General features: G+C 65.3%; 11 protein-coding genes. 2 read left to right on the top strand and 9 right to left on the bottom strand.

Features of this window, described 5'->3' with window-relative positions:
- Positions 1-143, bottom strand: a 143-nt coding sequence (locus ACIPK7_RS21395) for a hypothetical protein (protein WP_401090032.1), incomplete at its 3' end; no start/stop codon positions are given.
- A 457-nt stretch (positions 144-600) separates the two neighbouring features.
- Positions 601-1617, bottom strand: coding sequence for an ABC transporter substrate-binding protein (locus ACIPK7_RS21390; RefSeq protein ID WP_401090021.1), 1017 nt, complete (start codon positions 1615-1617; stop codon positions 601-603).
- 234 nt (positions 1618-1851) lie between these two features.
- Between ACIPK7_RS21390 and hutH the strand changes: the two genes are divergently transcribed.
- A complete protein-coding gene (gene hutH / locus ACIPK7_RS21385) occupies positions 1852-3381 on the top strand; it encodes a histidine ammonia-lyase (protein WP_401090019.1) in 1530 nt (509 codons plus the stop codon).
- A 237-nt stretch (positions 3382-3618) separates the two neighbouring features.
- Here hutH and ACIPK7_RS21380 read toward each other — a convergent pair whose 3' ends face one another.
- Positions 3619-4209, bottom strand: a complete 591-nt coding sequence (locus ACIPK7_RS21380; protein WP_401090017.1) for a HutD family protein — start codon at positions 4207-4209, stop codon at positions 3619-3621.
- Positions 4206-4916: a histidine utilization repressor gene (gene hutC, locus ACIPK7_RS21375; RefSeq protein ID WP_192433448.1), complete on the bottom strand. Its 711-nt coding sequence runs from the start codon at positions 4914-4916 to the stop codon at positions 4206-4208. The genes ACIPK7_RS21380 and hutC overlap by 4 nt, the downstream gene beginning before the upstream one ends.
- A gap of 235 nt (positions 4917-5151) precedes the next feature.
- Between hutC and ACIPK7_RS21370 the strand changes: the two genes are divergently transcribed.
- Complete coding sequence (locus ACIPK7_RS21370) at positions 5152-6516, top strand: formimidoylglutamate deiminase (protein ID WP_401090015.1); 1365 nt, start codon at positions 5152-5154, stop codon at positions 6514-6516.
- Between the two features lie 63 nt (positions 6517-6579).
- Here ACIPK7_RS21370 and ACIPK7_RS21365 read toward each other — a convergent pair whose 3' ends face one another.
- The 5 genes from ACIPK7_RS21365 to estP all read right to left on the bottom strand — a co-directional run bounded on the left by ACIPK7_RS21365 (position 6580) and on the right by estP (position 11260).
- Entirely contained in the window at positions 6580-7131 is a 552-nt protein-coding gene (locus ACIPK7_RS21365; protein ID WP_401090013.1) for a lipocalin family protein, read from the bottom strand.
- Positions 7132-7168: 37 nt separating this feature from the next.
- Positions 7169-7423 (bottom strand): outer membrane protein assembly factor BamE, encoded by a 255-nt coding sequence (gene bamE / locus ACIPK7_RS21360; RefSeq protein WP_192433067.1) that lies wholly within the window; start codon positions 7421-7423, stop codon positions 7169-7171.
- Positions 7424-7496: 73 nt separating this feature from the next.
- Positions 7497-8102 carry a DUF924 family protein gene (locus ACIPK7_RS21355; RefSeq protein ID WP_192433068.1) on the bottom strand — a complete coding sequence of 202 codons (606 nt, stop codon included), beginning with the start codon at positions 8100-8102 and terminating at the stop codon, positions 7497-7499.
- Positions 8102-9115, bottom strand: coding sequence for a class 1 fructose-bisphosphatase (locus tag ACIPK7_RS21350; RefSeq protein WP_017517185.1), 1014 nt, complete (start codon positions 9113-9115; stop codon positions 8102-8104). Before ACIPK7_RS21350 ends, ACIPK7_RS21355 begins: the two co-directional genes overlap by 1 nt.
- 237 nt (positions 9116-9352) lie before the next feature.
- Positions 9353-11260 carry an esterase EstP gene (gene estP, locus ACIPK7_RS21345; protein ID WP_401090010.1) on the bottom strand — a complete coding sequence of 636 codons (1908 nt, stop codon included), beginning with the start codon at positions 11258-11260 and terminating at the stop codon, positions 9353-9355.
- Between the last annotated feature and the right edge of the window lie 17 nt (positions 11261-11277).

Genomic DNA, 11277 nt, shown 5'->3' with positions numbered 1-11277 from the left:
ACCACCAGCTCCTTGGGGTTCTCGGCAACTTCCGGGTCGAGGTTGTTCATCAGCATGCGCAGCGGCGCTTCGGTCAGCCAGCTCTTGGCGTTCAGTTGGGTGCCACGCGGGGCACGGATTTCGACGTCGCGGAATTTGGTCACGGAAGGCTCCTTCGCTTGCTCGGATCGTTTAAGCCGGTGAGGGCTTGGCAGTTCGTTCGACAGCTTCGAAGGTTCGAAACCATCATGTCTATGCTTGTATGTACAAGTATAAGCAAAGCAAGGGCCAATCTTGGCTGGGGAGGGCCTCAGTCAGTCTCGAAATAAATTCATCTTATTGATTTAAAAGGAATAAAAATTAGAAGAAGGGATTCTAGAGTAGCTGTCAGCCATGGCCGTGCTTCAGACAATCGCACCAGAAGAAGGCTTCGCTGCACCGTTTCGTTGCGTTCGGTAACACCGCTCGCTACCAAGGGACACAAGTTGTATAGACAAGTTCTTTCCGAGCGGAAATGGAAGACAGCAGCGGCTGATGTTCGCGAGCAAGCTTGCTCCTACAACAAGCGCGCCGATGCACACCTGTAGGAGCGAGCTTGCTCGCGAACCGCATACTGCCGCCCTACTTCAAGGCCGCATCGATCCGCGCCGCCGCCTCTGCCGTCACCCACTTCGACCACAGCTCCCGGTGCTCGCGGAAGAACTTCGCCCGCACGTCCGCCACGTCCCGGTGGTGCTCCGCCATGTCCGCCAGCAGCGCGTTGAACAACGGCAATGGCAGCTCGACCTTCTCGAACACCTGCACCAGTGCCGGCGCCTTGTCGTGAAAATCGCGGGACACGCCGATGCTGATCTTCGCCGGCAGCGAGCGCGAGCCCTTGGGGTTGGGATCGTTGGCATCGGTCAGGGTCTTCCACGCAGCCTCGTCGAACGGCGGCTCCTCCAGCTGCACCAGCTTGAAACGTCCCAGCAGCGGCGTCGGCGCCCAGTAATAGAAGAGCACCGGCTTGCCCTGGGCGATGGCCGAGCTGATCGCCGCATCCAGCGCGGGGCCGGCGCCGGTGCGGAAGTTCACGTAGCTGCTTTGCAGCCCATAGGCCTTGAGCTTCTGCGTGTTGACGATCTCGCAGGTCCAGCCGGTGGGGCAGTTGTAGAAGCGGCCCTTGTCCGGCTCCTCATCATCCTTGAACAGCGCCTTGTACCTGGGCAGGTCACTGACGGATTTCAGGTCCGGCGCGACTGCCTTGATGCCCCGCTTCGCGTCGCCGTGCACCACGTAGTCCGGCACCCACCAGCCTTCGCTGGCGCCCTTCACCGTCTCGCCTACGGAGAATACCTGGCCGGCCTTCTCCGCCTGCTGCCAGACGGTGCTGCGCCCGGCCCACTGCTCGCCGGTGACCTGGATGTCGTTCTGCTTCAGCGCGTTCTCCATGGTCACGGTGTTACCCGGCACGGCGTCGGTCTGACAGCCGTAGCCCTTCTCCAGGATGAAGCGCAGCACCTCGGTAGTGAACATGCCACTCTCCCAGTTCAGCCCGGCGAACTCCACGGGTTTCGGGTAGGGACAGCCAGCGGCAAGGGTCTGCGTGCAGAGACCGAAGGCCAGCAGCAGGGCAAACAGGCAACGGGGGGCGGACATGGGCGTCTCCGGGCGCGTTGGTGTCCCTTTGGGTTTAGCCGCCGATCCACGATTTGCCCACGACCATCGGACTGGAAATGCCACCGGCGGTGACACTCACTCCTCCCTGCGCCAGCGCACGCCACGGCGAAATGCCAGACCACGCGTCCCGGAGCGCCATGGCACAGCGATTGCTATACCTGTATATACAGGATCGATCCGCGGTAACACTTTCACCGAACCCAGGATGCTGACATGTCCGAAACCCTGCTCCTGACGCCCGGCCAGTTCGACCTCGACCAGCTGCGCGCCATCTACCAGCACCAATCCGAATTGCGCCTCGCAGATGAATGCCGCGAAGCCATCCTGCGCAGCGCGCAGACGGTCAGCCAGATCATCGCCGACCAGCGCACCGTGTACGGCATCAACACCGGCTTCGGCCTACTGGCACGCACCTCCATCGCCGAGGGCCAGCTCGCCACCCTGCAGCGCAACCTGATCCTCTCCCACTGCACCGGCACCGGCCCGCTGCTGGACGACGCCAGCGTGGCGCTGATCATGGCGCTGAAGATCGGCTCCCTGGCGCGCGGCTTCTCCGGCGTCGGCCTGCCGGTGATCGAGACGCTGCTCAAGCTGTACAAGGCGCGGGTCTACCCGTGCATCCCGTCGCAGGGTTCGGTGGGCGCTTCCGGCGACCTGGCGCCGCTGGCGCACCTGTCCGCGACCCTGTTGGGCGTCGGCCAGGTGCGCCATGAAGGGCGCATCCTCGAAGCTACCGAGGGCCTCGCCATAGCCGGCGCCGAGCCGCTGGTGCTGGGGCCGAAGGAAGGTCTGGCGCTGATCAACGGCACCCAGGTGTCCACCGCACTGGCCCTGCGCGGGCTGTTCGCGGCGGAGAAGCTGTTTATCTCGGCGGTGGTCGCCGGTAGCCTGACGGTGGAAGCGCTGAAGGGCTCGTTCGTGCCCTTCGATGCGCGCATCCAGGAAGTGCGCGGCCAGCCGGGGCAGATCGCGGTCGCCGCGCTGTACCGCGAATTGCTTCACGACAGCCCGATCAACCAATCGCACATCGACTGCAAGCGCGTGCAGGACCCGTACTCGCTGCGCTGCCAGCCACAGGTGATGGGCGCATGCCTGGATCACCTGCGTTTCGCTGCCGGAGTTTTCCTGCGCGAGGCCAACGCCGTTTCAGACAACCCGCTAGTGTTCAGCGCTGACGGCGATGTTCTGTCAGGCGGTAACTTCCACGCCGAACCGGTGGCGATGGCCTCCGATGTGCTGGCGCTGGCGATCTCGGAGATCGGCGCGCTGTCCGAGCGGCGCATCGCCCAACTGGTGGACCCGGCGATGTCGGGGCTGCCGGCCTTCCTGGTCAAGGAGGGCGGGCTGAACTCCGGCTTCATGATCGCCCAAGTCACCTCGGCAGCCCTGGCCTCGGAGAACAAGACCTGGGCCCACCCGGCCTCGGTGGACAGCCTGCCGACCTCGGCGAACCAGGAAGACCACGTCTCCATGGCCACCTTCGCCGCTCGCCGCCTGCAGGACATGGCCGGCAACAGCGCCGGCGTGGTCGCCATCGAACTGCTCGCCGCCGCGCAGGGCGTGGACTTCCACGCGCCGCTGCAAAGCTCGCCACAGCTGCAGGAAGTGCGCACACTGATCCGCAGCCAGGTGCCGCACTACGAGCAGGACCGTTACTTCGCCCCAGACATCGCCGCCGCGCGGGCATGGGTGGAGGATGGGGTGATGAGCCGGTGGATCGGCTACGCACGGTTGTATTCGTAACTCGGCGTAGGGCGTATAACGCCTCTGGCGTTATACGCCGCCCGGTCGTGACGGCGGATAAAGCGTTCCGCTTTATGCGCCTTACGGGTGCCTCCAAGCGAACAGGACAGCACGGGGCCCGTAGGATGGGTGGAGCACAGCGATACTCATGCGGATCACCGCACAGTGATTGATGGGTATCACTTCGCTCCACGCCATCCTACAAAAGCAAAGGGCGCCTTCCGGCGCCCTTTCTGCTCAGCGTGCTTCGAGTTCGATCACGCAGATGTCCGCACGGCCCGCCACTTTCAGCCGCCACTCGCGCAGCGCGCCGTCACCTTCGGCGATCAGGGTGTCATGCAGCCCCAGCACACCGCTGGCCGCACCCTTCAGGCTAGCGTGAACCCCCTCGCCCACGCTGAACAGCAGGACGGTCGATGCGCTGCTGAAGAAGTGCGCCGCACCCTCCAGCTTCAGCCACTGCAGCCGCGCCCGGTAGCGGGCGGGCGAATAGATCAGGTTGAAGTCGCGGATCGCGCCGCCCAGCAAAGTGCAATCCACCACGCTTGCACCATCGAAGGCGAAGGCATCGAGCGCGCGCAAGTCGCGGGAGTCGGCGCCATCCACGTTCAGCCGCATGCCCTCGCCTTCCAGGACGCTGATGACACGCTGGTAACCGGTGAACGCTGAGAACGGACCGGGTGCCCCGACGTCGGCGATGGACACCCGCCAGCCGAAACCTTCCAGGCCGTCGCCGGCGTCGCGGACAATCTCGCGGGTCGTGCCCGCACCGTTTTTCCAGGGCATCGCCGGGTAGTCGGCGGCGCGCAGCAACTTGATATCGCTCATGAACTGAAACGTCCCTCCAGGCGGTAGCGCGAGCCCGGATACAGCAGGCGCGCGCTGGTGACGGTATTGCGTCCGGACCAGGTGCGCCGGCGGATCAGCAGACACGGCTCGTGGCGGTCGACGGACAGCAGCTTGCATTCCTCGGGGCTGGGCAGCACCGCCTCGACCACGTGCTCGCCCTCGCTCAATGGCGCCACCTGCGTGAGATAGGCGAACGGCGTCTGCCCGGTGAAGTCCTGCTTGAGGTAATCCGGGGCCACCGCCGCATTGACGTAGCGGTCCTCGATCTGCACCGGGATGTCGTTCTCGTAGTGCACGATGATCGAGTGGAAGATGCGCTGACCTTCGCGCACGTCCAGCGCCAGGGCGCGTTCGGCGCTGGCCAGCTCTTCCACCAGGCTGATCACCACCAGATGATGTTTGTGCCCGCGGGCGGTGATTTCCTCGGCGATGTTCTGCACCTGGAACAGCGCCGACTGGCCCTTGGGCTCGGCGACGAAGGTGCCCACGCCCTGCATACGCACCAGTAGGCCGTCAGCGGTCAGCTCGCGCAGCGCGCGGTTGATGGTCATGCGGCTGACACTCAACTCTTCGACCAGCTCCGCCTCGGACGGCACGCGGTGGTGCGGCGGCCAGGTGCCGGACTGGATCTGCTGGATGATCAGCTGCTTGACGCGGGCATACAACGGCGCGGGAATTTCCCCCATCTGCGCGGCGAGCGACGAACCCTCGGCGGGCGGGGTAGGCGTGGGCGATGCGGGCACGGGAAACTCCTTGTCTGGGCGACGATGGGCGAAAGCCTGGGTCTGTCTCCGGCATGTACCGGATTCGACCGGTGCATACAAGTCCTCTGACGACCGTCGGGTGCCTTGTAGTTTACGGCCTCGGCAAACGTCTGTATATGTATATACAAATTCCAAGAACCTCGCGAGGCCTCCGCGCATGTCCGTCCTGTTCGCCGAATCCGCCCTGCTGCCCACCGGCTGGGCGCGCAATGTCCGCTTCGAGATCAATGCCGACGGCCTATTCACCGCGATCACCCCGGATGGCAGCGCAGAGGGCGCCGAACGGGTTTCCGGGCCAATGCTGGCGGGCATGCCGAACCTGCATTCGCACGCCTTCCAGCGCGCCATGGCGGGCCTGGCGGAAGTCGCCGGCAATCCCAACGACAGCTTCTGGACCTGGCGCGACCTGATGTATCGCCTGGTCGGCCGCCTGTCGCCCGAGCAGGTCGGCGTCATCGCTCGCCAGCTGTACATCGAGATGCTCAAGGCCGGTTACACCGGCGTCGCCGAATTTCACTACGTGCACCACGACGTCGACGGCAAGCCCTACGCCAACCCGGCGGAACTGGCCCTGCGCGTCAGTCAGGCCGCGACGGACGCCGGCATCGGCCTGACCCTGTTGCCGGTGCTCTACTCCCACGCAGGCTTCGGCGGCCAGGCACCCAGTGAAAGCCAGCGCCGCTTCATCAACAGCACCGAAAACTACCTGAAGCTGATCGACGGCCTGCGCGCGCACCTGGCGACCCGGCCGCAGCAGGGCGTGGGACTGTGCTTCCACTCCCTGCGCGCAGTAACCCCGCAGCAGATCACCGAGGTGCTGGGCGCTGACTCCAGCGGTTGCCCGGTGCACATCCACATCGCCGAGCAGCAGAAGGAAGTCGACGACTGCCTGGCCTGGAGCGGGCGTCGCCCGCTGCAGTGGCTGTACGAGAACGTCGAGGTGGACGAGCGCTGGTGCCTGGTCCACGCGACCCATGCCGAACCCGACGAAGTGACGGCCATGGCCCGCAGCGGCGCGGTGGCCGGCCTTTGCCTGACCACCGAGGCGAACCTGGGCGACGGCATCTTCCCGGCGGTGGATTACCTCGCCCAGCACGGCCGCTTCGGCATCGGCTCGGACAGCCATGTATCGCTCAGCGTGGTCGAGGAACTGCGTTGGCTGGAATACGGCCAGCGCCTGCGCGACCAGCGTCGCAACCGCCTCTATGGCCAGGACCAGCCGATGGTCGGCCGAACTCTGTTCGACGCGGCGTTGACCGGCGGCGCGCTCGCCCTTGGCCAACCCACCGGCGAATTGGCAGTGGGCAAGCGCGCCGACCTGCTGGTACTAGACGGGGGCGATCCTTACCTGCAGACCGCCCGTGGCGACGCCATTCTCAACCGCTGGCTGTTCGCCGGCGGTGATCGGCAGGTGCGCGACGTGATGGTCGCTGGGCAATGGCGCGTGCGCGATGGCCGGCATGCGCTGGAAGAACAGAGCGCCCGCGACTTCGCCCACGTGCTGCGCGAGCTGCTGGGATGACCGAACCTCCGGAAAACAACCCGGAATACGCTCCATGAAAAACTCCCCTCGGGGCGTTTTTCGTCAGGGCGCGGTGGAGGTCTCCCCCGCCCGCCAGATCAGGTCGTCAGTCTGGTAGCCGCGCTCGTGGGCCAGTTCCAGCAGCTTCATGCGGGTGGCATCCGGCACCACCGGCTGGCGCGAGAGCAGCCAGAGGTATTCGCGGTTGGGGTTGCCGACCAGCGCGGTCTGGTAGTCGTCGTCGACATAGAGCACCCAGTAGTCGCCCTTGGCGAGGCCGGGGAAGATCCGCGAGAAAGTGTTGTCGAAGCGCACCCAGAGCTTGTCGGTGCGGCCCGGCACCTGCGCCTCGGCGCGGCCGGTGGCCTGGTCCCATTCGCCATCCTTCGTCAGGCAGCGATTGGTCACCGCAATACTGGCATCGTCCTGCAGACGGTAGTGCGCTTCGGACTGCGCGCAGTGGCGCTGGAAGAACATCGGCTTGCGCGCCAACTCGTACCAGGTGCCCTCGTAGCGCTTGAGGTCGACCTGCGCGGTCTGCGGCGGTTGCTGGGTAGAACCGGCGCAACCGCTCAGCGCGACGAGGCAGGCCAGCCAGGTGATGGATCGACGCATTCGCTTCTCCTTGGCTGCCTGCCCTGCCAGGGCAGAATTACTTCAGGCCCTGGGCGGAGAACAGCAGCACTTTGTCGCCGGCGTACTGGATGCTGATGAAGGCTTTCTCATCACCCCAGGTGCAGCTGGAAACACCCAGTGCGCCGGAGCATTCGGTGGGCTTGCCGAGCAGGTCCTCGACTTCGGCCTTGCTCATGCCGGTTTTGATCTTGGAATAGTTCTCCTGGTTCACTTTGCTGCAAGCGGCCAGGACGACACAGAACGCGACGAGCGCGAGGCGGCGGAAGGACATCGACAACTCCATTGTTTGGGGGGCAGGCCAACAAGCTTGGCACAAGGCGACCAGTTCGGCCGCCGGGTTGGAGTCAGAATCGTGAGCCAGGTTCCGTGAGGAAGCGAGCTTCTTCGGCCGTGGACTCGCGGCCGAGGATGGCATTGCGGTGAGGGAAGCGACCGAAGCGCTCGATCACCACCTGATGCTTGCGCGCGTAGGCAAGGTAGCCGGCGAACAGGACCTTCTCGCTGTCGCTGGATTCCGCCTGCAGGGCTTCGAACAGGCGCACCGCCTCGTTCTGGCTGGCCAGGTCTTCGGCGTGCTCAAGGACGATATAGACGAATACTCGCTCGATGCGCGGCAGCTGGCGGTCGAAACCCGCCTCCAGCCCCTGGCGCACCAGTTGCTGGGCGCGGGCGTCGCCGGCATAGGCACGCGGCGTATCGCGCAAGACCATGCGCGGCAACTGGTCCAGCAGCAGGATCAGCGCCAGCCAGCTCTGCGGCTCGCGCTCCCACTCCCGCAGTCCGCCTTCCAGGGCCTGGCGCACCAGGCCGCCGAAACGGTTTTCCGAGTCCACGTCCTGGCAGGCGCTCTTGCCGAACCACAGCGCATTACGCTGGGCGGCGACTTCGTTGGCATCCAGCGCGCTGCCGAACCACCAGTCCAGCAGCGCTTGCCAGGGCGCGGCAGCCATCAGCCTTCCTTGTGGTAGGCGGTGGCGCGCTCGACTTCTTCCTTGGAGCCCAGGAACACCGCAACGCGCTGGTGCAGGTTCTCCGGCTGGATGTCGAGGATGCGCTGGTGGCCGTTGGTGGCTGCACCGCCGGCCTGTTCGATGATGAAGGACATCGGGTTGGCTTCGTACATCAGGCGAAGCTTGCCGGGCTTCTCCGGCTCACGGGAGTCGCGCGGGTACATGAAGACGCCGCCGCGGGTCAGGATGCGGTGCACGTCGGCCACCATGGAGGCAATCCAGCGCATGTTGTAGTTCTTGCCCAGCGGGCCTTCCTTGCCGGCCAGCAGTTCGTTGACGTAACGCTTCACCGGGGCTTCCCAGTGGCGCTCGTTGGACATGTTGATGGCGAATTCGGCGGTGCTGGTAGGAACGGTGATGTTCTCGTGGGTGAGCACGAAGCTGCCCAACTCGCGGTCCAGGGTGAAACCCTTCACGCCGTTGCCCAGAGTCAGGATCAGCATGGTCTGCGGACCGTAGATGGCATAACCGGCGGCGACCTGGGTGGTGCCCGGCTGGAGGAAGGCTTCCTCGCGCAGGCTGTCGTTCTGGCTCAGGTACTCATGCGGGCAGCGCAGCACGGAGAAGATGGTGCCGACCGAGACGTTGACGTCGATGTTGGAGGAGCCGTCCAGCGGATCGAAGACCAGCAGGTAGGCGCCCTTGGGGTACTTGCCCGGAATCTGGTAGGGATGGTCCATTTCCTCGGAAGCCATGCCGGCCAGATTGCCGGCCCATTCGTTGGCTTCCAGGAGGATCTCGTTGGAGATCACGTCCAGCTTCTTCTGCACTTCACCCTGCACGTTCTCGGTGCCCATGCTGCCTAGAACGCCACCCAGGGCGCCCTTGGATACGGCATGGCTGATTTCCTTGCAGGCGCGCGCTACTACCTCGACGAGGAAGCGCAGGTCGGCCGGGGTGTTGTGACTGCGGGTCTGCTCGATCAGATAGCGGCTCAGGGTAACGCGGGACATGGAAGGCTCCGGGGGAGAAGAAGGTAGAAAAAATCAGGGCGCATTCTAGCGTGGAAACGTCCGCGACGCCTCCTGCACGGCGACCTCGCAGAATGCTTGGAGCCCGCCGGGAACGGGCAGTTCCCCGACGCTCATCGGCGCCGCGACCTTCAGCCGCGCAGCGCAACGCGCGCGCGGGAAAGAAAGCGGGGCGACTGCCGGACCCGACCGTCGCCCCACATCACTCGCGTGAGCCGGTCAGAAGTCCAGGCTCAAGGCCAGGTTCACCCCCTGCGCCAGGTCGTCGCTGCTGCGGTGCGCGCTGTAGCCGCCACGCAACGACAGCTCCGGTGTCAGCTTCTGGGCGAAGCCGATGGTGGCACGCTGCAGGTGGCTCTGCGGGGTGTAGCCTTGCAGGCTGAAGCCGACGTCCGGCAGGCTGGTGAAGTTCATCCCGACGTTCTGGGTGTCGTCGGCATATTCGCGCTCCACGGCGACCTCGCTGAACAGCTGGGTTTCCTGGGACAGGTCCAGCTTGCCCTGCAGGCCGACGCCGAGTCGGCGGGAGTAGCGGTTCTGCTCATCAAAGGCCAGCGCGGTGGAACGGCCGCTGTCCTCTTCGTAGCTGTCCACCTTCACCCGTGCCCAGTCGGCGCTGACGAAGGGCGACAGGTGCCAGTTCTCGCCACCCTGGGCGATGTCGTAGCCCAGTCGGCCGCTGAAGGCCAGGAGGCTGCCGTCGGTATCGGCCTTCTCCTCTACCTCGTGGTTGATGATGGAGAACTTGCGGTTGGCATCGTCGAAGTCGAGCTTGCCGCCGGTCACGGAGGCATCAGCCCACCAGCGGTTCTGCTGGAACTGCACGAACAGGCTGCCCAGGTAGCTGTTGAGCTTGTAGTCGGAATCGTCCGAGCCCAGCTCCAGCTTCTGCCGGTAGAAGCCCAGTGAGCCGCCGACACGCCAGGCGTCATCGAGGCGGTAGCTGGTGCCCAGGGTCAGGTTGGCGCCGTAGCCGGAGCCGTCGGCTGCGCTGTCCTGGTCGTCGTAGTCCAGGTGTTGCGCGCCGCCGGTGACGAAGCCGCGCCACTGGCCGGTGCCCTGCCAGTTTTCCCAGTCCGCCAGCCACTGGCTGCGCAACTGGTCCTGGTAGGCGTTGTACGTGCCCAGGGCCATTTCCGGCAGCATGGTCGCTTCCCACGGGGCGGAGAGCACCGAGTAGGCGTAATCGGCGATCAGGCTCTGGCCGGCGATGGTCGGGTGCACGCCGTCGTTGAAGATCAGCTTGGTCGGGTCGGGGTTGCTGCCGTGGCGGCCGTAGACCGCGTTCTCGGGGCAGCTGTTGCCGCTGAAGCAGGTACCGACCAGGTTCTGGCCGGTGGCCAGGCCGTAGGCGCCGGGGTTGGCCAGCACTTCCTTGAACATCGCCGGAATGTTCAGCGGGATGACGTTGGCATTCGACGCAGCCAGTTGGCTGACCAGCTCCTGGTTGAAGATACCCGACAACTGGGTGCCGATGGATTGCAGCGCAGTGCCGTTGGTAGCGGGTGTCTGGCCAAGGTCAGGCAGCAGCCAGACCATGATGTAGCGCGCACCCGCGTTGTGTAGCGCATCCACGCTGTCCACCAGACGACCGGCCGCCGCGCGGGCCGTGGGGTCGTTGGTGATGCGCAGCTGAAGGAAGTCGTTGCCGCCGCCGGTGAGGTAGTAGAGCGCGTTCGGGTCGGCGCGGTTGTTCACCAGGTAGCCGTCGCGGGTACGGCTGTTGGAGCCGGAGGTGACCACCGAGCCACCGGCAGCGGTGATCGAATCGTAGATCTGGTCGGTACGGTAGCCGCCTACGGCCCAGTTGTTGCCGTCCACGGTGCCGGGGACCAGCGAGGTCGAGGGGTTGAGGTCGGTGCCACTGATACCCAGCTTCCCGCCCAGGATCATCGGCGCGGTGGGGCCGAAGATCTCGCCGCTGCCGTCCAGGTAGGTTGGGCCGACACGGTTGGTGAAACGGGTGCTGGCGCCGGCAGGGCCGCCGGCGTCGGCGAACTGTCCGGAATCGCTCAGGCTGTCGCCGAAGACGACCAGGGTGGAATACGGCGAAGGGGCTGCGGAGGCCTGGGTGGCAATGGCCAATGCGCACGCAGCCGCCAGCGGGGTGAGCGCCTTTCTGATCATTCTGCTACTCCATGCTT

The sequence above is a fragment of the Pseudomonas sp. NPDC086581 genome, from assembly GCF_044746165.1.
Taxonomy (GTDB): Bacteria; Pseudomonadota; Gammaproteobacteria; order Pseudomonadales; family Pseudomonadaceae; genus Pseudomonas.
Note: the sequence above shows the minus strand (reverse complement) of the source record. Positions and strands in the feature narration are given on the sequence as shown.

What these genes read in the sequence shown, in the direction of transcription:
- ACIPK7_RS21390 (WP_401090021.1), bottom strand. Translation starts at nt 1,617, where the DNA reads ATGTCCGCCCCCCGTTGCCTGTTTGCCCTGCTGCTGGCCTTCGGTCTC.
- hutH (WP_401090019.1), top strand. Translation starts at nt 1,852, where the DNA reads ATGTCCGAAACCCTGCTCCTGACGCCCGGCCAGTTCGACCTCGACCAG.
- ACIPK7_RS21380 (WP_401090017.1), bottom strand. Translation starts at nt 4,209, where the DNA reads ATGAGCGATATCAAGTTGCTGCGCGCCGCCGACTACCCGGCGATGCCC.
- hutC (WP_192433448.1), bottom strand. Translation starts at nt 4,916, where the DNA reads ATGGGGGAAATTCCCGCGCCGTTGTATGCCCGCGTCAAGCAGCTGATC.
- ACIPK7_RS21370 (WP_401090015.1), top strand. Translation starts at nt 5,152, where the DNA reads ATGTCCGTCCTGTTCGCCGAATCCGCCCTGCTGCCCACCGGCTGGGCG.
- ACIPK7_RS21365 (WP_401090013.1), bottom strand. Translation starts at nt 7,131, where the DNA reads ATGCGTCGATCCATCACCTGGCTGGCCTGCCTCGTCGCGCTGAGCGGT.
- bamE (WP_192433067.1), bottom strand. Translation starts at nt 7,423, where the DNA reads ATGTCCTTCCGCCGCCTCGCGCTCGTCGCGTTCTGTGTCGTCCTGGCC.
- ACIPK7_RS21355 (WP_192433068.1), bottom strand. Translation starts at nt 8,102, where the DNA reads ATGGCTGCCGCGCCCTGGCAAGCGCTGCTGGACTGGTGGTTCGGCAGC.
- ACIPK7_RS21350 (WP_017517185.1), bottom strand. Translation starts at nt 9,115, where the DNA reads ATGTCCCGCGTTACCCTGAGCCGCTATCTGATCGAGCAGACCCGCAGT.
- estP (WP_401090010.1), bottom strand. Translation starts at nt 11,260, where the DNA reads ATGATCAGAAAGGCGCTCACCCCGCTGGCGGCTGCGTGCGCATTGGCC.